Origin of the sequence: Marinobacter sp. 1-3A (genome assembly GCF_016597775.1) — a bacterium.
Lineage (GTDB): Bacteria > Pseudomonadota > Gammaproteobacteria > Pseudomonadales > Oleiphilaceae > Marinobacter > Marinobacter xiaoshiensis.
This window is the reverse complement of sequence record NZ_VCGZ01000011.1, coordinates 41,282-61,464: the sequence shown is the minus strand read 5'-3', so window position 1 is coordinate 61,464 and position 20,183 is coordinate 41,282. Positions and strand designations below refer to the sequence as shown.

Annotated in this window: 19 protein-coding genes; 16 read left to right on the top strand and 3 right to left on the bottom strand. The window is 55.3% G+C overall.

Annotated elements, in window-relative coordinates:
- The 7 genes from FE848_RS15885 to FE848_RS15855 form a co-directional block, all read left to right on the top strand.
- Window positions 1-302: SPOR domain-containing protein (locus FE848_RS15885; protein WP_200204841.1), on the top strand; the 302-nt coding region annotated here is incomplete at its 5' end.
- Window positions 303-512: 210 nt separating this feature from the next.
- Window positions 513-4,961, top strand: a complete 4,449-nt coding sequence (gene gltB, locus FE848_RS15880; protein WP_200204840.1) for a glutamate synthase large subunit — start codon at window positions 513-515, stop codon at window positions 4,959-4,961.
- Between the two features lie 90 nt (window positions 4,962-5,051).
- A complete protein-coding gene (locus tag FE848_RS15875) occupies window positions 5,052-6,470 on the top strand; it encodes an FAD-dependent oxidoreductase (protein ID WP_200204839.1) in 1,419 nt (472 codons plus the stop codon).
- A gap of 128 nt (window positions 6,471-6,598) precedes the next feature.
- Window positions 6,599-7,663: a uroporphyrinogen decarboxylase gene (hemE, locus tag FE848_RS15870; RefSeq protein WP_200204838.1), complete on the top strand. Its 1,065-nt coding sequence runs from the start codon at window positions 6,599-6,601 to the stop codon at window positions 7,661-7,663.
- A 15-nt stretch (window positions 7,664-7,678) separates the two neighbouring features.
- Window positions 7,679-8,191: a hypothetical protein gene (locus FE848_RS15865; protein ID WP_200204837.1), complete on the top strand. Its 513-nt coding sequence runs from the start codon at window positions 7,679-7,681 to the stop codon at window positions 8,189-8,191.
- Window positions 8,154-8,357 carry a hypothetical protein gene (locus FE848_RS15860; protein ID WP_200204836.1) on the top strand — a complete coding sequence of 68 codons (204 nt, stop codon included), beginning with the start codon at window positions 8,154-8,156 and terminating at the stop codon, window positions 8,355-8,357. Before FE848_RS15865 ends, FE848_RS15860 begins: the two co-directional genes overlap by 38 nt.
- 114 nt (window positions 8,358-8,471) lie before the next feature.
- Window positions 8,472-8,840 carry a PilZ domain-containing protein gene (locus FE848_RS15855; protein ID WP_227715397.1) on the top strand — a complete coding sequence of 123 codons (369 nt, stop codon included), beginning with the start codon at window positions 8,472-8,474 and terminating at the stop codon, window positions 8,838-8,840.
- A 173-nt stretch (window positions 8,841-9,013) separates the two neighbouring features.
- Here the strand turns inward: FE848_RS15855 and radA are convergent, their stop codons facing one another.
- Both radA and ettA read right to left on the bottom strand, forming a co-directional pair.
- Window positions 9,014-10,390 carry a DNA repair protein RadA gene (gene radA / locus FE848_RS15850; RefSeq protein ID WP_200204834.1) on the bottom strand — a complete coding sequence of 459 codons (1,377 nt, stop codon included), beginning with the start codon at window positions 10,388-10,390 and terminating at the stop codon, window positions 9,014-9,016.
- Window positions 10,390-12,051 carry an energy-dependent translational throttle protein EttA gene (gene ettA, locus FE848_RS15845; RefSeq protein WP_200204833.1) on the bottom strand — a complete coding sequence of 554 codons (1,662 nt, stop codon included), beginning with the start codon at window positions 12,049-12,051 and terminating at the stop codon, window positions 10,390-10,392. Before ettA ends, radA begins: the two co-directional genes overlap by 1 nt.
- Window positions 12,052-12,355: 304 nt before the next feature.
- Between ettA and glyA the strand changes: the two genes are divergently transcribed.
- The 8 genes from glyA (at window position 12,356) to FE848_RS15805 (ending at window position 18,987) form a co-directional block, all read left to right on the top strand.
- Window positions 12,356-13,609, top strand: a complete 1,254-nt coding sequence (gene glyA, locus FE848_RS15840) for a serine hydroxymethyltransferase (protein ID WP_200204832.1) — start codon at window positions 12,356-12,358, stop codon at window positions 13,607-13,609.
- 71 nt (window positions 13,610-13,680) lie between these two features.
- Entirely contained in the window at window positions 13,681-14,199 is a 519-nt protein-coding gene (nrdR, locus tag FE848_RS15835) for a transcriptional regulator NrdR (protein ID WP_200204831.1), read from the top strand.
- Window positions 14,196-15,311, top strand: a complete 1,116-nt coding sequence (gene ribD / locus FE848_RS15830) for a bifunctional diaminohydroxyphosphoribosylaminopyrimidine deaminase/5-amino-6-(5-phosphoribosylamino)uracil reductase RibD (protein WP_200204830.1) — start codon at window positions 14,196-14,198, stop codon at window positions 15,309-15,311. Before nrdR ends, ribD begins: the two co-directional genes overlap by 4 nt.
- 76 nt (window positions 15,312-15,387) lie before the next feature.
- Window positions 15,388-16,503 (top strand): bifunctional 3,4-dihydroxy-2-butanone-4-phosphate synthase/GTP cyclohydrolase II, encoded by a 1,116-nt coding sequence (gene ribBA / locus FE848_RS15825; RefSeq protein ID WP_200204829.1) that lies wholly within the window; start codon window positions 15,388-15,390, stop codon window positions 16,501-16,503.
- Window positions 16,504-16,550: 47 nt separating this feature from the next.
- Window positions 16,551-17,027 carry a 6,7-dimethyl-8-ribityllumazine synthase gene (gene ribE, locus FE848_RS15820; RefSeq protein ID WP_200204828.1) on the top strand — a complete coding sequence of 159 codons (477 nt, stop codon included), beginning with the start codon at window positions 16,551-16,553 and terminating at the stop codon, window positions 17,025-17,027.
- On the top strand, window positions 17,027-17,503 hold the full coding sequence (gene nusB / locus FE848_RS15815; protein WP_200204827.1) for a transcription antitermination factor NusB: 477 nt from the start codon (window positions 17,027-17,029) through the stop codon (window positions 17,501-17,503). Before ribE ends, nusB begins: the two co-directional genes overlap by 1 nt.
- Window positions 17,504-17,506: 3 nt before the next feature.
- Window positions 17,507-18,463 carry a thiamine-phosphate kinase gene (thiL, locus tag FE848_RS15810; RefSeq protein WP_200204826.1) on the top strand — a complete coding sequence of 319 codons (957 nt, stop codon included), beginning with the start codon at window positions 17,507-17,509 and terminating at the stop codon, window positions 18,461-18,463.
- The gene (locus FE848_RS15805; RefSeq protein ID WP_200204825.1) at window positions 18,460-18,987 is read left to right on the top strand and encodes a phosphatidylglycerophosphatase A; all 528 of its coding nucleotides are present in this window, start codon (window positions 18,460-18,462) and stop codon (window positions 18,985-18,987) included. The genes thiL and FE848_RS15805 overlap by 4 nt, the downstream gene beginning before the upstream one ends.
- 45 nt (window positions 18,988-19,032) lie before the next feature.
- Here FE848_RS15805 and FE848_RS18805 read toward each other — a convergent pair whose 3' ends face one another.
- Window positions 19,033-19,236, bottom strand: coding sequence for a DUF6316 family protein (locus FE848_RS18805; RefSeq protein WP_200371757.1), 204 nt, complete (start codon window positions 19,234-19,236; stop codon window positions 19,033-19,035).
- 249 nt (window positions 19,237-19,485) lie between these two features.
- Here FE848_RS18805 and FE848_RS15800 point away from each other — a divergent pair, with 249 nt between their 5' ends.
- Window positions 19,486-20,178: a DUF2057 family protein gene (locus FE848_RS15800; RefSeq protein WP_200204824.1), complete on the top strand. Its 693-nt coding sequence runs from the start codon at window positions 19,486-19,488 to the stop codon at window positions 20,176-20,178.
- The last annotated feature ends 5 nt before the right edge of the window (window positions 20,179-20,183 follow it).

Sequence of the window (20,183 nt, the reverse complement as noted above, 5' to 3'; positions counted from 1 at the left end):
CTGACTTCGTTCCAAAAAATGCCAGTAAATATGTAGGCGTTGAGCAAATACGCAGCCGGAGTAAGGGTTGGACCATCCAGTTGGTGGCTGGAAATCTGGAGCAAACGGCACTGAATGTTATTGCTCGCAACCCCTCTCTCCCTGAGCTGGTTTATACCAGGGGAGCGCGTAAGGGCGAGCCTTGGTTCATGGTTCTTTATGGGAGCTACGCAACCAAGGAAGAGGCTCAGAAGGCTGCGTCCACTTTGCCCCGTGCACTGATATCGGGCACGCCTTGGGTGCGAACAATCGAAGCCTTATGACCTGCCGATAACACAGGGCAACTTCCTGTTTCTTAAGAGAAAAGCTTAACTGCTCTGTTTCCTTTCAGAAAATATAAAATAAAATGTGTTTGTGTGCGTATTTTTACGTGCGTATAATCGCTGCCCCATTTTTTTAGCGTCGGCGGATTTTGTGCACTTTTTTGGTGCAAAGTCGCCGATAAAGATGCATAAATATGCAAGAGGGCGCTTATGAAATCAGGTCTGTATCACCCCGACGAGTTCAAAGATAACTGCGGGTTTGGACTAATCGCCCACATGAAAGGCGAGGTCAGTCACAAACTGCTGCAAACAGCCATAGAATCGCTCACCTGCATGACACACAGAGGTGGTATTGCGGCCGATGGCAAAACCGGTGACGGTTGCGGCCTCCTGATACAAAGTCCTCAAGCTTTTCTGAAGAAAGCGGCCAAAAAAGCATTCGGCCAAGAGCCCAAAGGCTTATTCGCCGTAGGCCAGGTGTTTCTGAGTCAGGATGCCGATAAAGCTGCAAAAGGCCGATTAGTTCTGGAAAAGTGTCTGGCCGACCAAGGCCTTGAAATTATGGGCTGGCGGGAAGTGCCAGTAGATGACGGCTGTCTTGGGCCAATGGCTTTGGATTGCATGCCCCGTATAGAGCAGGTTTTCGTAACGCCTGCAGGCAAGTCAGAGCAGGAATTTGCCATTAGCCTGTATGTTGGGCGCCGCCATGCCGAGCGGGATATGGCGGATGATTCCGAGTTCTATATCTGCAGTCTCTCCCATCGCACCCTTGCCTATAAAGGGCTGATGATGCCGGCGGATCTGGCGAACTTCTATAAGGATCTGGGTGATCCCGATTTCGCTACAGCCATATGCGTGTTTCACCAGCGCTTCTCCACCAATACCATGCCACTCTGGCCCCTGGCTCAGCCGTTTCGCTTTCTGGCTCACAATGGCGAAATTAACACCATTGACGGCAACCGGAATTGGGCTATTGCACGTGCCGCCAAGTTCAGCTCGCCAAACCTGCCGGACCTGAAAACTCTGCAGCCTCTTGTGAACCTTGCCGGTTCGGATTCCTCAAGCATGGACAACATGCTTGAAATTCTGCTGGCGGGCGGCGTGGACCTGTTCCGGGCTGCGCGCATGATGATTCCACCGGCCTGGCAGAATGTTGACACCATGGACTCCGAGCTGCGTGCATTTTATGAGTACAACTCCATGCACATGGAACCTTGGGATGGCCCTGCCGGACTGGTTATGTCGGATGGCCGTTACGCTGTGTGCATGCTGGACAGGAATGGTTTGCGCCCTGCGCGTTGGGTAGTTACAAAGGATGACTTCATTACTCTGGCATCAGAGATTGGTACCTACGGCTACAAACCAGAAGACGTGGTTGCCAAAGGCAGGGTAGGCCCTGGGCAAATGTTGGCGATTGATACGGAGACCGGAGAAGTGTTGCACACCCGGGATATCGATCAGCGGCTCAAAACGGCTCAGCCCTACAGGCGTTGGCTGCGTGAAAATGCACTGCGAGTAGAGGCAACACTGAACCAGGAGACACCGGAATTCCGATTGATGGATGCCGATGATCTTCTGGTGCACCAGAAAATGTTTATGGTGTCTTATGAGGAGCGCGACCAGATCCTTCGCCCACTTGCGGAAAATGGCCAGGAAGCCGTCGGGTCCATGGGAGACGACACGCCCATGGCGGTATTGTCCAGCAAGGTTCGGCACGTGGCAGATTATTTTCGCCAGAAGTTTGCACAGGTAACCAACCCGCCGATTGATCCCCTCCGCGAAGCCATTGTGATGTCGCTGGAAACCTGTCTGGGTGCCGAGCGTAATGTCTTTGAGGAGACCGCAGAGCATGCAGACAGAATTATCCTGACGACACCGGTTTTGTCTCCAGCCAAGTTTCTTCGCATCGCCAACAATGAGCGCCCGGGGTTCGCCGTGGCGCGGATTTCCTTGAACTACCTGCCGGAGCAGGGGCTTGAGCAGGCAATTCGCCGCATTTGTGATGAGGCTGAGCAAGCTGTTCGCAGCGGCAAGGTACTACTTATTCTTTCAGACAAGGATTTGAGGCAGGGCGAGCTGCCGGTGAGTTCATTGATGGCGACAGGCGCGGTTCACCACCACCTGTCCGGAAAGAGTCTGCGTTGTGATTCCAATATCATCGTGGAAACTGGCTGGGCGCGGGACCCCCATCATTTTGCTGTGCTGTTGGGCTTTGGAGCTACCGCGGTTTATCCCTACCTCGCATATCAGGTACTGAATGATTTGATCCGCACCGGCGAGTTGTTGATGGATCCTATCGAGGCGAAGAACAACTATCGCAAAGGGATCAACAAGGGCCTGCTGAAGATCTTGTCCAAAATGGGCATCTCCACCATTGCCTCTTATCGGGGCGCCCAGCTTTTTGAGGCTATTGGTCTGGCTGATGACGTTGCAGATCTGTGCTTCAAAGGCGTTCCGTGCCGCATTCAGGGAGCAGGCTTTTTCGATTTGCAGCAAGACCAGGAGCAGTTGGCCGCGACAGCGTGGAAGCCGCGCAAGCCCATCACCCCGGGCGGTTTGGTGAAATACATCCATGGGCAGGAGTATCATGCCTTTAACCCGGATGTGGTGACCAAGTTGCAGGAAGCGGTAACCAGTGGCAGCTACGGGCATTACAAAGAATACGCGGCGCTGGTCAATGAGCGCCCGGTCGCGACGATCAGGGATTTGTTCGGGTTTCGTGAAGGTATAGAAGCCATCGAGCTTTCAGCTGTTGAGCCAGTGGAGCAAATCTTTCCCCGGTTCGACTCGGCTGCCATGTCCCTTGGCGCCTTGTCGCCAGAAGCTCATGAAGCTTTAGCCGTGGCTATGAACACGCTTGGGGGCCGTTCCAATTCCGGTGAGGGCGGTGAAGACCCGGTTCGCCACGGCACCATAAAGCGCTCCAAGATCAAGCAGGTGGCCTCCGGCCGCTTTGGTGTAACCGCAGAGTATCTGCGCAGCGCCGATGTTATGCAGATCAAGGTTGCTCAGGGAGCCAAGCCAGGCGAGGGTGGACAGCTACCCGGTGGCAAGGTCAACCAGTTGATCGCACGACTGCGCTACTCTGTGCCCGGCGTTACCTTGATATCGCCACCGCCGCATCACGATATCTACTCCATTGAAGATCTGGCGCAGCTGATCTTTGACCTCAAACAGGTTAATCCACAAGCTCTGGTCTCTGTAAAACTCGTCTCAGAACCGGGTGTTGGCACCATTGCAGCAGGTGTAGCCAAGGCCTACGCCGACCTGATTACCGTATCCGGCTATGACGGAGGCACGGCGGCCAGCCCTCTGGCATCGATTCGCTATGCCGGCTCACCGTGGGAGCTGGGGTTGACCGAAACCCAGCAAGCGCTGCGCGCCAACGACTTGCGTGGAAAGATTCGGCTGCAAACAGATGGCGGCATCAAAACCGGCCTGGATGTTGTAAAGGCCGCTATTCTTGGTGCCGAGAGCTTTGGCTTTGGCACCACCCCCATGGTGGCTTTGGGCTGTAAGTACCTGCGCATCTGCCACCTGAATAACTGTGCTACCGGTGTTGCCACCCAGAACGAGCACCTGCGGGAAGAGCACTTCAAAGGCACGGTGGAAATGGCCATGAACTTCTTCCGCTTTGTCGCGGAAGAAACCCGTGAGTGGATGGCCAAGTTGGGCGTGCGTACGCTGGAAGAGCTTGTAGGCCGAACGGATCTTCTCGTTCGCTTGCCTGGCGATACCGAGCGCCAGAAACAGCTAGACCTCACTAGGTTGCTGTCTAACGATCACATTCCTGCGGACAAACCGCAAACCTGCCAGATCGAGCGCAATGTGCCATTCGACCAGGGCTTGCTGGCGGAAGAGATGCTGAAAGCCATTGCTCCGGCCATTGAAGGCAAAACCGGTGGTGCCTGGAATTATCGCGTCACTAACTGCGACCGCTCGATTGGTGCGCGACTTGCCGGTGAGATTGCGGCAAAGCACGGCAACCAGGGAATGGCAGACGCGCCAATAACCTTGGGTCTTGTGGGCACTGCGGGCCAGAGCTTTGGTGTCTGGAACGTTGGCGGGCTTAATCTGATTCTTGAGGGCGATGCTAACGACTATGTGGGCAAAGGCATGACTGGCGGCAAACTGGTCGTCAAGCCACCCCGCGGCAGTGTTTTCGAGTCCCAGAAGACCGCGATCATCGGTAACACCTGCCTCTACGGAGCCACCGGCGGCAAACTGTTTGCGGCTGGCACCGCCGGTGAGCGATTCGCAGTACGCAACTCTGGCGCCCATGCAGTTGTTGAGGGCGCCGGCGATCATTGCTGTGAGTATATGACCGGCGGACTGGTTACCGTGTTGGGTTCTACAGGCCCCAACTTTGGTGCCGGTATGACGGGCGGCTTCGCCTATGTGCTGGATATGGACAACACGTTTGTAGACAAATACAACCACGAGTTGGTGGAAATACAGCGTATTTCCCGTGAAGAAATGGAAGCTTATCGCAACCATCTGCGCAGCGTGATTCGTGAGCACATATCGGAAACCGGCAGTGTTTGGGCCGAGCATATTCTTGAAGATTTCGACGACTACATTGGCCGCTTCTGGCTGGTGAAACCCAAGGCTGCAAGTTTGCGCAGCTTGTTGGCAAGTACCCGTGCGCGCCCTGAATAAGCGCTGTGTTTTTAAGCTGGTTACTTGCGAGGGTTCAGGGTTGCCGAGTGGTGCAGCCCCTGTCGAAATTGAGTTGATGAGAGCGCCAACATGAAAGAAAGACTTAGTAACGATTTTCAGTTTGTAGAAGTAGGGCGGGCAGATCCGAAAAAAGTCCCTGCGAAGAAACGCAAAAAGGAGTTTGGTGAAATCTACCACCCGTTCACTGCCGATAGCGCAGCATCCCAGTCCCACCGGTGTCTGGAATGCGGCAATCCCTATTGTGAGTGGAAGTGCCCGGTTCACAACTACATTCCCAATTGGCTGAAGCTGGTTGCGGAAGGCAACATCATGAAGGCGGTTGAGTTGTGTCATCAAACTAACTCACTACCCGAGGTCTGCGGCCGTGTTTGCCCGCAAGACCGCCTGTGCGAAGGTGCTTGCACCCTCAACGACGGCTTCGGTGCCGTGACCATTGGTTCGGTTGAAAAATACATCACCGACACGGCGTTTGCTTTGGGCTGGAAGCCGGATATGTCTGCGGTCAAGTGGACGGATAAAAAGGTGGCGGTAATTGGCGCTGGCCCGGCAGGCCTTGGTTGTGCCGATGTGCTGGTTCGCCACGGTGTGAAGCCAGTGGTGTTCGATATCTACCCGGAAATCGGCGGTCTGCTCACATTTGGCATTCCCGAATTCAAACTGGAAAAGTCCGTTATGGCCCGCCGGCGCCAGGTTTTTGAAGAAATGGGTGTAGAGTTCCGCTTGTCCACCGAGGTGGGTAAGGATGTGCAGATGCAGGAACTCCTTGATGACTACGATGCCGTGTTTATGGGTATGGGTACCTATAACTACATGAAGGGCGGATTCCCGGGGGAAGACCTTCCGGGTGTTTACGATGCTTTGCCTTTCCTTGTCTCCAATGTGAATCGTCGTCTAGGTTTCGAAAGAGATGCTGCTGACTTCATTGATATGAAAGGCAAGAGGGTGGTGGTACTCGGTGGCGGTGATACCGCGATGGACTGCAACAGAACCTCCATCCGCCAACAGGCGGAGAGTGTGGCCTGTGCTTATCGTCGCGACCAGGCAAATATGCCGGGCTCACGCCGAGAGGTGTCCAACGCCAAAGAAGAGGGGGTAAAATTCCTGTTCAATCGCCAGCCCATTGCCATTGTTGGTGAGGGTCAGGTTGAAGGTGTAAAAGTAGTATCGACGCAGCTCGGTGAACCGGATGAAAACGGCCGTCGCCGCCCGGAAGTGATTCCCGGTAGCGAAGAAGTCATTCCAGCCGATGCCGTGCTCGTGGCTTTCGGCTTCCGGCCCAGCCCGGCCGACTGGTTTGCTGACCATGCAATTAACATCGACGAATCGGGCCGGGTCACCGCCCCGGAAAAGGCAGAGTTTGGTTTCCAGACCAGCAATCCCAAGATATTCGCTGGTGGCGACATGGTTCGGGGTTCTGATCTGGTGGTTACGGCAATCTGGGAAGGTCGCCAGGCAGCCGAAGGCATCATGGATTATCTTGATATTTGATTAAGGCTGTATCATGACTCGACAGGCCGGCTGACTAAGGGTAAGCCGGCCTTTTTTATTATGATAAACGGGGTATCATTGCATCCGTTCTACAAAGACCATCTGAAAGAGACAACGTTGGGATCCCTATGACCGAGTTGAAGAATGACCGCTTTCTGCGCGCCTTGATGCGCCAGCCTGTTGATCGTACCCCGGTATGGATGATGCGCCAGGCCGGACGCTATCTACCCGAGTATCGTGCTACCCGGGAGAAAGCTGGCGATTTCCTCAGCTTGTGCAAGAACACGCCGCTGGCATGTGAAGTAACACTTCAGCCCCTTGAGCGTTTTCCGTTGGACGCCGCGATTCTGTTTTCGGATATTCTCACCATTCCGGATGCTCTCGGCCTGGGGTTGTATTTTGAAACGGGTGAAGGCCCCAAGTTCAAGCACCCCATACGCTCCAAAGCAGACTTGGATGCCCTGCCAGCTATCAAGGCAGAAACCGACCTCGACTACGTAATGAATGCGGTCTCCACCATCCGTGGCGCACTCAATGGCCGCGTTCCTTTGATTGGATTCTCCGGAAGCCCCTGGACACTGGCAACCTACATGGTTGAAGGCGGATCCTCCAAAGACTTCCGCGAAGCCAAAAAACTGATGTACAGCGAGCCTGAGGTTATGCACCGCCTGCTGGACATGCTTGCCGATATCGTAATTGATTACCTCAATGGCCAGATTAAGGCAGGCGCCCAGGCTGTTCAGATATTTGATACCTGGGGCGGACTCTTGAGCACTTGGGCCTATAAAGAGTTCTCGCTGAATTACATGCAGAAGATCGTGGATAACCTGATCCGTGAACACGATGGTCGCCGCGTTCCAGTGATTCTGTTCACCAAAAATGGTGGTCAGTGGCTGGAGTCCATCGCAGATACAGGAGCCGATGCTGTTGGGCTGGACTGGACCACGGATATCGGCGACGCCCGTGCCCGTATAGGCGACCGTGTCGCTCTGCAGGGCAACATGGACCCGACTATGCTGTACGCTTCACCGGCACGGATCCGCGAGGAAGTGGGTGACATCCTGCGTCGTTATGGTTCAGGCCCCGGGCACGTCTTCAATCTTGGGCACGGTATCACTCCTGAAGTGAAGCCCGAGAACGCCAAAGCCTTCATTGAAGCCGTTGTTGAATTGAGCCCGGAATACCACAGCTAAAAAAGAGCTGAGCCAATGGGTGACTACCGGACAATGGTGCGAAGCGTAAGCGAGATTCTTGTCTCGGTACGTCCCCTATTGGGCGGTACGGCCGCCCTGATCGTGTTGTCTCTAATACCCGTTGCCATGACCAGCCTGGGAGAGCCAAATCTCAGCGAAAGCCGCGCACTCAATCTGAAAACTCTTTATGCAGCATCACCGGTTGGCATGGTCGGGGCAGTGGTGTCGGGGGTAATGATTGGCTCCTTCTACGCTTTGGGCGTGGTCTTCGCCCGTAGAATCGGCCTGAGCGTGGCTGAATCCGCCATGTTCATGAGCGTGGTAGTTCTGGGCGGCTTGGTCTTCCAACTACCCATTGGCGCGTTGGCAGACAGGCTTGACCGGCGACTGGTTATGTCGGTTGCGCTTATATTGGTTGGCGGCTCCTGGGCCGTATTGCTGAGCCTGCTCGCTTCAGGCGTACCCTTTGCCACTACTCGCAGCAGGACTCATGGCAGTTTCTGGCCCCTTCAGTTTCTTCGTGTTTGAGTCGGCAGTGGCATTGATCTACGCCATGTATGTGCTCATGCGCGTATACAAGAAACCGGCCGCACCCGAAGAACAAAAAGAAAAAATCGTCCCCCTGCCAGATGCCGCTCCCATGGCAACAGACCTCGACCCACGATGCCAAGAGGAAAACGGAGAGGATTGTTAATCCATCCTCCTGCTTGAGCTCCGATTGCCGCTGCCATTAAAGCCTGTATGGATGCGTGACCCCGTTCCGGCTATAGTCGTATCAGACGTACCGACAATAAAAAGGAGCAATCCCTTGCCTGCCAAAGCATCCGAAAAACGGAAGTTCCACCGCATAAGCTTCGATGCCCCGTGCGAGCTCCATGCTCTCGAAAGCCAGTGGACAACCGAAGTGCTGGATATCTCCCTGAAAGGCGTGCTGGTCAAACGCCCGCAAAGCTGGGATGTGCCCCTGAATCAACCCTGCGAAGTGGTTGTTCATCTTGATGGGGAGAAGGTAGGAATTGTTATGGCGGTTGAGCTAAAACACATTGAAGCCCACAGGCTGGGCTTCAAATGCCAGTACATAGACCTGGAGAGCGCAACGCACCTGAGGCGTCTTGTTGAATTAAACCTGGGGGATCAGGTTCTTCTTGAGAGGGAGTTGGCCCACTTAATTGACTAGTTTGATCAGCGACTAAGTTGGAGGTTTTGCGTCTGCGTCTGCAGGCGGGGTTAGGCTTTACCGTCCAAAAATGTCGTAGGCCAAGGACGGCCGAAGACAAGCGCACATGGATGTGCTCGTAGCGGTTTTTGGACGGTAAAGCCTAACCCTGCCGTAAACTCAGAAGATCGAGGTCAAAGCTCTTCCAGGGCAGTAATCGCCTCACTAAGCTTGGTCACCGGAATCACCTTCATACCCGCAATAGCCTTACGCGGCGCATTGGCTTTAGGCACCAGGGCGCGAGTAAACCCATGCTTCGCCGCCTCATTTATCCGTTCCTGACCACTGGGTACCGGCCGAATTTCCCCCGATAACCCAACTTCCCCAAAAATCACCAAATCTTGCGGCAAAGCCCGATCACGAAACGAAGACACAATGGCAGCGAGCAACGCCAAATCCGCACTGGTCTCATTCACCTTCACGCCACCCACCACGTTCACAAATACATCCTGATCCGATACATGCAAGCCGCCATGCCGGTGCAAAACAGCAAGAAGCATCGCAAGGCGATTCTGATCCAGACCAACCGCCACACGCCTCGGGTATCCACCCTGAGCCATATCAACCAACGCCTGAATCTCCACCAGCATCGGCCGGGTGCCTTCCCACACCACCATGACCACACTGCCAGGCGCGGCCTCTTCACCGCGGTTCAGGAAAATCGCACTGGGGTTTTTAACTTCCTTCAGGCCCTGCTCAAGCATGGCAAACACGCCCAGCTCATTCACGGCGCCAAAACGATTCTTGATGCCTCGCAGCGTCCGGTAACGGCTGTCACTGGAACCTTCCAGCAGGATAGAGCAGTCAATCATATGCTCCAGAACCTTGGGTCCAGCCAGGCTGCCATCCTTGGTAACATGACCCACAAGGAACAGAATCGTGCCCGTTTGCTTGGCAAAACGGGTCAGAAATGCAGCGCTTTCACGAACCTGAGAAACAGAGCCGGGAGCAGATTCAATATCTGCAACATGCATCACCTGAATACTGTCCACCACCAGAATTCGTGGTTTCTCAGCTTCAGCCACCTGAATCAGTCGCTCGACACTGGTCTCAGAGAGCATTTTCAAATCTTTGGTGGGCAAGCCAAGGCGCTTGGCGCGCATGGCTACTTGCTGCAGTGACTCTTCACCAGTTACGTATAACGCGGGAACGCTGGCGGCCAGATGACACACTGCCTGAAGCAGCAAGGTGCTTTTGCCGGCGCCAGGGTGACCGCCCATTAGCACAGCAGAACCTTCTACAAGCCCGCCGCCTAAAACCCGGTCGAACTCCTGCATGCCAGTACTGATGCGTTCCTGCTCGGCAAGGCTAACGTCATCCAGGCTCTGGACGGCCGACAGGCTGCCGGCGAAACCTTCAAAGCGAACCCCGCGAGCGCCTTTGGCATTACTGCTAACGCCACGAACTTCACTGACAGTGTTCCAGGTTTGGCAGGACGTACACTGACCCTGCCATTTGGAATAGTCTGCACCGCACTCGGTGCAGACATAAGCGGTTTTGGCTTTTGCCATCAGGCCAGCTTCTTGTACTTCATGCGCTGGGGCACCATGGCGGAATCCCCTTTACGCTTCTTGTGGTCTTCGTCGTATTCGGCGAAGTTACCCTCGAAGTACACCACCTCACCATCATCCTCAAACGCCAGAATGTGCGTGGCTACACGGTCAAGGAACCAGCGGTCGTGAGAAATAACCATGGCTGAGCCAGGGAAACTCAGCAGGGCTTCTTCCAGGGCACGCAGGGTTTCTACATCCAGGTCGTTGGTAGGTTCGTCCAGCAGCAATACGTTGCCGCCTTCCTTCAGCAGCTTGGCCAGGTGCAAGCGGTTACGCTCACCACCCGACAAATCGCCCACGCGCTTCTGCTGATCCGAGCCCTTGAAGTTAAAGCGGCCGGCATAGGCTCTCGAAGGGGTTTCATAGTTGCCTACTTTAATCATGTCCTGCCCGTCACTGAGCAGCTCCCACACGGTTTTCGAGCCATCCAGATCGCGGCTTTGGTCTACATAGGCCAACTGTACCGTTTCGCCCACGGTAATACTGCCCGAGGTCGGCTCGTCCTGGCCGGCGATCATGCGGAACAGGGTGGATTTACCCGCACCGTTACCACCGATAATGCCCACAATAGCGCCTGGCGGCACAGTGAAGGACACATCTTCGTAGAGCAAGCGGTCACCAAAGGCTTTACTGATACCTTCCACTTCGATGACCTTATCGCCCAAGCGGGGGCCGGGTGGAATGTAGATTTCGTTGGTTTCGTTACGCTTCTGGAACTCCTGAGAGCTCATTTCCTCGAAGCGGGCAAGGCGGGCCTTGCTCTTGGACTGGCGGCCTTTTGCGTTGCTGCGCACCCATTCCAGTTCCTGCTTCATGGCTTTCTGGTGTGAGGCTTCCTGTTTGGCTTCGGTGCTCAAACGCTGCTGTTTGTTCTCAAGCCACTGGCTGTAGTTGCCTTCAAACGGGATGCCCTGGCCCCGGTCGAGTTCCAGAATCCAGCCAGCCACGTTATCAAGGAAGTAGCGGTCGTGAGTGATGGCAACCACAGTGCCTTCATAGTCGTGCAGGAAGCGCTCCAGCCAGGCTACGGACTCTGCGTCCAGGTGGTTGGTGGGCTCGTCGAGCAGCAGCATGTCCGGGCCGGAGAGGAGCAAGCGGCATAGAGCCACACGGCGGCGTTCACCACCCGAAAGGTTCTTTACCGGCTGGTCCCAGGCGGGTAGGCGCAGGGCGTCTGCCGCAACTTCCATTTTGCGTTCTATGTCATGGCCGTCGGTGGCCTGAATCAGTGCTTCCAGTTGGCCCTGCTTCTTGGCCAGAGCGTCGAAATCCGCATCCGGCTCAGCATAGGCTGCATAAACCTTGTCCAGTTCGGCAAGTGCGTCATGAACTTCAGAAACCGCCTCGTCGACAATCTCTTTCACGGTTTTGGTATCGTCCAGTTCCGGCTCCTGAGGCAGGTAGCCCACCTTGATGCCGGGCTGGGGGCGGGCTTCACCGATGTAATCCTGGTCCACACCCGCCATAATGCGTAGGAGGGTGGATTTACCAGAACCGTTCAGGCCGAGTACGCCAATCTTGGCGCCCGGGAAGAAGCTCAGGGAAATATCCTTGAGGATTTCGCGCTTGGGCGGAACCACCTTGCCAACGCGATTCATGCTGTAAACGTACTGAGCCATAAAGGCATTACCCTCTTTTCAAACAGGATGTGGCAGGTTTCGGAGGCGCTTTTCGCTGTTTTTCGCTATAGCTCCATGGAACCTTGTAAACAGGAATAAATAGTTGGGTTTGTAAGGTATCGAAACAAGGGGGCTATAGCAATTTCAGGAAAACCGCCGATATATGCATGACGGTATCTGCGCACAGCATAAAGGATGATTTCCAACCCGGTAATGGGCTAGAATAGCGGCCCGAATTTTAAGGGATTCCGGAGGCATTCCCAAGACCCTCCGGGCCAGTCAAGCACACAGGGGCAGCGCACCGATGTTTAATCGTGATATGAAGATCGCCGGTTTCGACGACGAACTCTGGAACGCCATGCAGGCGGAAAGCAAGCGTCAGGAGGCTCATATTGAGCTGATTGCATCAGAGAACTACACCAGCCCCAGGGTTATGGAAGCACAGGGTAGTGATCTGACCAACAAATACGCCGAGGGTTATCCCGGCAAGCGCTACTACGGTGGCTGCGAGTTTGTTGATATTGCTGAGCAGTTGGCGATCGATCGCGCCAAGGAACTGTTCGGCGCCGCTTATGCCAACGTGCAGCCACATTCTGGTTCCCAAGCCAACTCTGCCGTTTTCATGGCGCTGGTTGAACCGGGTGATACGGTTCTGGGTATGAGTCTTGCGCATGGCGGCCATCTTACCCACGGCGCCAGCGTTAACTTTTCCGGCAAGATCTACAATGCTGTGCAGTATGGTATCAACACAGATACTGGCTTGATTGATTACGACGAGCTGGAAGCTATGGCCGTTGAGCACAAGCCGAAGATGATCATTGCCGGCTTCTCCGCCTATTCGCAGGAACTGGATTTCGCCCGCTTCCGCGCCATTGCCGACAAGGTTGGTGCTTACCTGTTCGTGGATATGGCCCATGTGGCCGGTCTGGTTGCGGCGGGCGTGTATCCCGATCCGATGCCCCACGCACACGTGGTAACTACCACAACTCACAAAACTTTGCGTGGACCCCGTGGCGGCCTGATTCTGGCCTGCGACGACGAAGCTCTGCACAAGAAGCTGAACTCGGCTGTTTTCCCGGGCGGCCAAGGTGGCCCTCTGATGCACGTGATTGCCGCCAAGGCAATTTGCTTCAAAGAAGCCATGAGCGACGAGTTCAAAGCCTATCAGCAGCAAGTGGTCAAGAATGCGTCAGCCATGGCGAACGTGTTTGTTGATCGTGGCTACGATGTGGTTTCCGGCGGTACCATGAACCATCTGTTCCTGGTGAGCCTGATCAAGCAGGACATCACCGGTAAAGATGCCGACGCCGCCCTGGGTCGTGCGCACATTACCGTCAACAAGAACGCGGTTCCCAACGATCCACGCTCGCCGTTTGTGACCTCTGGCCTGCGCATGGGTACGCCCGCGATCACTACCCGTGGTTTTGGTGTGGCGGAATGCCGTGAGCTTGCAGGATGGATCTGCGATATCCTTGATAATCTGGAAGACGAAGCTGTTAGCAGCCGTGTTCGTGGACAGGTTGAAGCCCTGTGCGCGCGCTTCCCGGTATACAGCTAAACGTCTGGTAAGACCTGCCGGGTAGGGTGCGTAAACATCGCACCTCCCGGTTCCCTCTCCGGAGTACCGTTATGCATTGTCCTTTCTGTGGTGAAGCAGATACCAAAGTTATTGACTCGCGTCTTGTGACCGAGGGTGATCAGGTGCGCCGCCGCAGAGAGTGTCTTTCCTGCCATGAGCGCTTCACCACGTTTGAGTCCGCCGAGTTGGTCATGCCACGGGTGGTCAAGCAGGATGGTATTCGTCAGCCTTTCGATGAAGAAAAGCTGCGCTCCGGAATAATGAAAGCGTTGGAAAAACGCCCGGTGAGCATTGAGCAAATTGATGCTGCACTGAATCGCATTCGCTATCGCCTGAGAGCGACCGGCGAGCGTGAGGTAAAGTCCATGCAGTTGGGTGAGGAAGTGATGACAGAGCTGCGTCAGCTCGACAAAGTGGCCTACGTAAGGTTTGCCTCTGTTTATCGCAGCTTCCAGGATATCAACGAATTTAAAGAAGAAATCGAGCGGCTTTCGGCAACTAACGGCGAAACTGCGGTTGATGTTGCAAAAGTCCTGGTGGGCAAGCAGCCCCCGGAAAGAAAGAAATGACGGAGCTTCGGGACCGGTCCATGATGGCCCGAGCCGTGCAGCTTGCGTGGCGGGGCCGCTATTCAACGCACCCCAACCCTCGGGTTGGCTGCGTGATAGCCCGTGGCGACAGGATTTTGGGCGAGAGCTGGCATGAACGGGCCGGCGAAGCCCATGCGGAAACGCGGGCATTGAGCCAGGCTGGCACGGATGCCCGTGGCGCTACAGCCTATGTCACTCTGGAGCCATGCAGTCATTTTGGGCGCACACCGCCCTGCGCCCGAGCGCTGATTGATGCGGGCATATCCCGCGTGTTTGCGGCCACGCAAGATCCGAATCCGTCGGTCTCCGGAAGGGGGCTCGACATGCTCCGCGAAGCCGGTATCAGGGTTCATGTAGGGCTGCTGGCAGAAGAAGCGGCGCGCCTGAATCGTGGCTTTATGAAGCGCATGAATACGGGGCGCCCCTGGGTCAGGCTTAAAATGGCTTCCAGCCTCGATGGCCGCACCGCCATGGCGTCCGGAGAGAGTCAATGGATTACCGGTAGCGAAGCCCGTCGTGATGTACAGCGGCTCCGTGCCGAGAGCGATGCAATTCTAACCGGTGTTGGCACCGTGCTCGCGGACGACCCTTCTTTGACCGTTCGCCGTGAAGAACTCGGGGATATTGGCGCTGCTACCGAGCCCTCGCGGCAACCATTGCGTGTGATTGCAGACAGGGACGCCAGAACGCCTCCCTCCGCAACCATTTTGCGGGGCGGAAAAGTTCAGGTTTTTTGCGCATCTTCGACGCTGACAACCGCACCGGCGCAGGATCTTGCCGCACTGGGAATTCGCCTGAAGGGCGTCGCATGGAAGGATAATGGTATTGATGTCTCCGAGCTTTTGGATTCGCTGGGGGAAATGGGCATTAATGAATTGTTGGTTGAAGCTGGGCCGACGTTGGCAGGCACATTTATCAACGAACAGCTAGTAGACGAGCTCTGGCTTTATCAGGCACCAGTTTTTCTGGGAAGCAACGGTCGACCGACGGCGCATCTTCCACTGGAGACGATGGCAGACAAGATCGAATGGACCGTACAAGACAGGCGACAGGTTGGAGAAGACCAGCGTCTGATCCTGGTTCGCCGCTAAGCGATTAAATTCACGGTGCGCACCATGGCAGCTTCTGAAAAGTGGCAATGGGCGCATTGAAAGGGTGCAAAACAGTATGGCACTGAACAGCGTTGAAGAAATCATAGAAGACATCCGCCAGGGCAAGATGGTTATCCTGATGGACGATGAAGATCGGGAAAACGAAGGTGATCTTGTGATGGCAGCCGAACACTGTACCGCCGAAGACATCAACTTCATGGCACGTTTTGGTCGCGGTCTTATCTGCATGCCTATGACACGGGATCGTTGTGAGCAGCTGGGCTTGCCATTGATGGTTCAGCAGAATGCGTCAGGTTTCGGCACCAAGTTTACCTTGTCTATTGAAGCGGCCACCGGCGTAACCACCGGTATTTCAGCGGCGGACCGTGCACGTACGGTTCAAGCGGCAGTGGCTCGCAATGCCAAGGCGTCAGACCTGGTTCAGCCCGGGCATATCTTTCCGCTGATGTCTGATCCTGGCGGAGTGCTTAGTCGCGCAGGTCACACGGAAGCCTCCTGTGATCTGGCCGCCCTTGCAGGTAGTGAGCCCGCAGGTGTCATTTGTGAAATCATGAACGATGATGGCTCCATGGCGCGTCGGGAAGACCTTGAACGTTTTGCCGAAGAGCATAACCTCAAGATTGGCACCATTGCTGACCTGATTCATTACCGCACGACGCACGAGCGCACGGTCGAGTGCATTGAAGAGAACTTGCTCGATACCGAGTACGGTGTGTTCAAGCTGCGCACTTACCGGGATATTATTCAGGGCTCCACGCACTTGGCTATGATTTACGGAGAGATTCCGGCAGATGAGCCTGTGCACGTACGAGTTCATATTACCGACACGCTCAGGGATTTGCTGGGTGCGCGCCGCAAGGATTCCCGCAGCTGGCCGTTGCACCATGCGCTTGAGAAAGTGGCCGCTGAAGGCAGCGGCGTTGTAGTCCTGCTCAACAGTGCAGAGGACAGCTACAACCTTGAAGACCGAATCCAGGAATTCTTTGACCAGGGGCAAGGCCCCGCTGGCAAGGGCAGCTCCGGTGTGTATTTCACCGTGGGTACAGGCTCTCAGATTCTGCGGGATCTGGGTGTAAGCAAAATGCGCTTGCTTAGCCCGCCCGTAAAATACTCGGCGATTTCCGGATTTGATCTGGAAGTGGTTGAGTACATACCCTACACCCCGGAATGATAAACCTGGTTGCAGCATAGTGGCTGCAACCCGAGAAGGAGCCACCAATGGCGGATATCAAAGTAATTGAAGGTGATTTTACCCAGTGCACTGGGCGTTATGCGCTGGTGGTTGGTCGTTTTAACAGTTTTGTTGTGGAAAGCCTGGTAGAGGGTGCTATCGACACCTTGCGCCGCCACGGCATTCCCGACAGCGACATCACCATTGTGCGGGTGCCAGGTGCCTATGAAATGCCACTGGCCGTCAAGCGTGTGGCAGAAACTGGTGGCTACAGTGCCATTATTGCACTGGGCGCCGTTATACGTGGCGGTACGCCGCACTTTGAGTATGTGGCTGGTGAAGCGTCCAGTGGCATTGGGGCTGTGAGTCTGGAAACAGACGTGCCGGTTACCTTTGGTGTGCTGACTGTAGATTCAATCGAGCAGGCCATTGAGCGTTCCGGTACCAAGGCTGGTAACAAGGGCGCCGAGGCGGCTATCACAGCGCTGGAAATGGTTAGCCTGTTCAACAAGCTGGGTGAGTAATGAGCGATATTGACAGTACGACACCCCGCCCGGCGCCGTCAGGCCAGCCAAAAGCTGGCGATCGTCGCCGTGCCCGGATTCTGGCAATGCAGGGGCTTTACCAGCGCCACTTTACCAAGAGTCCGATTACGGATATTGAAGCGGAGTTCATGGTCGATAACGACATGACCAAGGTTGATTCCTTGTATTTCCGTGATGTTCTGCGAGGCGTTCACCGTGAACAGGCCGAGTTGGACAAGCTGATTGAACCGTTCCTTGATCGCCCGCTACTAGAGGTGGATCCTGTGGAGCTTGCCATTGTGCGGGTGGGTGCCTATGAGCTTCGCCACAGGGTTGATGTGCCCTACAAGGTCGTTATCAATGAGGGTATCGAGCTGGCGAAGCGATTCGGGGGCACGGAAGGGCACAAGTTTGTTAACAGTGTGCTTGATAAGCTGGGCCGTCGTTTGCGTCTTGCCGAGACCCGCTCACGCTAACCGATGGGTGAATTTGAGCTGATCCGGCAGTATTTCATGCCGTTAGCGCGTCTGCACGGTTCTCGCTCTGTTCTGCTGGGGCCGGGCGACGACTGTGCAATTCAAAGTATTCCTCCCGGCTCTGATCTGGTTTTTTCTATCGACACCTTGGTTGAAGGTGTGCACTTTCCCATTGGCTATCGCCCGGAATTTCTTGGTTGGAGGGCGCTTGCAGTTGCTGCGAGTGACCTGGCCGCCATGGGTGCCGAGCCTGCCTGCTTTACCCTTGCACTGACACTCCCTGAAGTCGACGAACCCTGGTTGCGGGGCTTCGCCCGCGGGCTCGGTCGTGCGGCCGAATCCTTCGGTTTGGTGCTTGCCGGAGGGGATACAACTCGCGGCCCACTCGCATTGAGCCTGCAAGTGCATGGTTTGGTGGAGCAGGGGCTGGCCATCCGGCGTGCCGGAGCCAGTGTTGGCGACCTGGTTGTAGTGTCTGGCACACTGGGCGATGCAGGGGCAGCCCTGGATTATCTTGATGCCCTCAGTCCTTCGGAAGACGAACAGTGCGTGTTGGAGCAATACCATCATCCGCAACCGAGGCTGAAATTAGGCATAGCCCTGAGAGGTCTCGCTACGGCTGCCATTGATGTCTCTGATGGGTTGCTTGCGGATCTCAATCATATTCTCGAATCGTCCGGTGTAGGCGCAAATATAGTGCGGGCCCAGGTGCCAGTGTCGCTGGCGCTTGCTCGCCTGAAGGGCGACGCAGCCGTGGATTATGCGCTGAACTCCGGCGATGATTACGAACTATGCGCGACCATCCCGGAGGCAACTTGGGCAACTGCGCCTGAGGCGCTGAAGCAGCATTTCACGGTAGTTGGTGCGATTGAGCCTGCCCCAGGCTTGCGCCTCGACGGTATTGATGTAGCTTCGGGCTCAGAAGCGACAGGTTTTGACCATTTCAGGAGAAGAGCATGAACCAGGAAGATCAGTGGCCGGATCCAGATATACCGCAGGCTATTTTGCCGCCGGGTTTTCTGAAAGATCCCGTGCACCTTTTAGCTTTCGGCTTTGGCAGCGGTGCAGCCCCAAGGGCGCCGGGAACCTGGGGAAGCCTCGCCGCCATTCCACTGTGGTACTGCTTTGCATGGATGCCGCCGGCTGCTTACTGGCTTGTTGTTGCACTGGCATTTGTGGCCGGTATCTGGATATGTGGCAAAACTGCTGCGGATCTGAAAGTGCACGACCATGGCGGTATCGTGTGGGATGAGTTTGTAGGGATGTGGATAGCTCTGGGGCTGTTTCCGGAGCACGTTTACGGCGTATTACTGGCGTTTCTGGTTTTCAGGTTGTTCGATGTTTTGAAACCGTGGCCAATCAACTGGCTGGATGAACGGTTGCCAGGAGGGTTGGGTATCATGGTGGACGATGTCGTCGCTGCAGTCATGGCACTTCTTTGCCTGCTCGCAATCGACACCTGGCTGATGCCATTCATCCAATAGAAGAGGCATTTGGGCCCGGCTTGGGTGGCTGGCCCGCAACAGACCCTAATGCACCTGCGACTCTTCCGGAAGCAGCTTGACCACATGAAGAAAGCGCTTCAGCCCGATTTCAGCGCGCTCCCTTGATGCGAAGGGGCCGCTGTCAAAGCCCTCCCTGGTCGTGAAGTACCATTTATTTCCGACGCAAAAGTACCGACTGCTGCGAAAGGGGATGTGCCTGTCTTCTCCTGATCTGACCTGGGTGTTCATGGCCGGCTCCGGTGCCTGACTTCTGATGTTGTGTGTCGGGCGCAGTGTGATTGATGATGTTCTGTTTAAAATTAAACCAATTTGGGGCAAATTCAACAATTATTAACAATTAAATTGAAGTTGCCATGGCCGGTCTGCCTGCTGCGCATGTTTGCGCATTTGGTTGCGCTTGGTAGTCTTGATGTTCAAAATGCGCCATAGCAGGTCGCACCCTCGCACCGGGCTTCCTCTTACCCTCAAGGAGATAACATGAGTATGGTTCACATTTTACGTGTTGCAAGGTTGGAGATGCGCTGTCTGAACCGGTGGTCGCAGATGTGCCGGTTTGTGTTTGCATCGTTGTTGCTGACAACTCTGGTTGGTTGCTCAATGGCAGTAACCAAGCTCGAAACCTGGGAGGGTGAGCCGGCAGGTGCAGAGAATGCAGCAGTCTTGAAGGCGCCGGGTGTTATTCACGTTAGCCAGGTTAACGGGCGCGAGATGAAGAGTTATTTGATGGACGACCTGGCATTGGATTATGCACTGCTGCCGGGTGAAAACGAGGTAGTGTTCACCTACAAAACCATTTGGGCCAAATCCGGTGTTGTGGATAACGGTGAGTCAAAGGTCCACGTGATTGAAAGCAAGCCGCAAGTCGTGCGCTTTGAAGCAAGCCCTGATGCCATATACCAGTTTGAGTTCTCCAAGCCGGAATCCCGCAAGCAGGCCGAAAAAGAGATGCCTGAGTTTTCCGCAGCGATTGTAGGCGCTGAAGGCGCAGCGCTTGCTTACTCCACAAACTGGTCACCCGCCGATAGCCCCCGCGCAGATCGGGCTCCAATGCTTTCAGATGGGAATGCTGTCGCTGATGATGGCGTGGATGCACTTAGCCGTCTCAAGTCGGTCTGGGAAACCGCGAGCGATGAAGACAAAAAGGCATTTCTGCGCTGGGCCTTTGAGTAAGAACC

Excerpts from the sequence above, each read along its gene's own strand:
- thiL (WP_200204826.1), top strand. The coding sequence starts at position 17,507 with ATGGGTGAATTTGAGCTGATCCGGCAGTATTTCATGCCGTTAGCGCGT.
- nusB (WP_200204827.1), top strand. The coding sequence starts at position 17,027 with ATGAGCGATATTGACAGTACGACACCCCGCCCGGCGCCGTCAGGCCAG.
- glyA (WP_200204832.1), top strand. The coding sequence starts at position 12,356 with ATGTTTAATCGTGATATGAAGATCGCCGGTTTCGACGACGAACTCTGG.
- FE848_RS15805 (WP_200204825.1), top strand. The coding sequence starts at position 18,460 with ATGAACCAGGAAGATCAGTGGCCGGATCCAGATATACCGCAGGCTATT.
- hemE (WP_200204838.1), top strand. The coding sequence starts at position 6,599 with ATGACCGAGTTGAAGAATGACCGCTTTCTGCGCGCCTTGATGCGCCAG.
- radA (WP_200204834.1), bottom strand. The coding sequence starts at position 10,390 with ATGGCAAAAGCCAAAACCGCTTATGTCTGCACCGAGTGCGGTGCAGAC.
- ribBA (WP_200204829.1), top strand. The coding sequence starts at position 15,388 with ATGGCACTGAACAGCGTTGAAGAAATCATAGAAGACATCCGCCAGGGC.
- gltB (WP_200204840.1), top strand. The coding sequence starts at position 513 with ATGAAATCAGGTCTGTATCACCCCGACGAGTTCAAAGATAACTGCGGG.
- ribE (WP_200204828.1), top strand. The coding sequence starts at position 16,551 with ATGGCGGATATCAAAGTAATTGAAGGTGATTTTACCCAGTGCACTGGG.
- nrdR (WP_200204831.1), top strand. The coding sequence starts at position 13,681 with ATGCATTGTCCTTTCTGTGGTGAAGCAGATACCAAAGTTATTGACTCG.
- FE848_RS15800 (WP_200204824.1), top strand. The coding sequence starts at position 19,486 with ATGAGTATGGTTCACATTTTACGTGTTGCAAGGTTGGAGATGCGCTGT.
- FE848_RS15865 (WP_200204837.1), top strand. The coding sequence starts at position 7,679 with ATGGGTGACTACCGGACAATGGTGCGAAGCGTAAGCGAGATTCTTGTC.
- FE848_RS15860 (WP_200204836.1), top strand. The coding sequence starts at position 8,154 with ATGGCAGTTTCTGGCCCCTTCAGTTTCTTCGTGTTTGAGTCGGCAGTG.
- FE848_RS18805 (WP_200371757.1), bottom strand. The coding sequence starts at position 19,236 with ATGAACACCCAGGTCAGATCAGGAGAAGACAGGCACATCCCCTTTCGC.
- ribD (WP_200204830.1), top strand. The coding sequence starts at position 14,196 with ATGACGGAGCTTCGGGACCGGTCCATGATGGCCCGAGCCGTGCAGCTT.
- ettA (WP_200204833.1), bottom strand. The coding sequence starts at position 12,051 with ATGGCTCAGTACGTTTACAGCATGAATCGCGTTGGCAAGGTGGTTCCG.
- FE848_RS15875 (WP_200204839.1), top strand. The coding sequence starts at position 5,052 with ATGAAAGAAAGACTTAGTAACGATTTTCAGTTTGTAGAAGTAGGGCGG.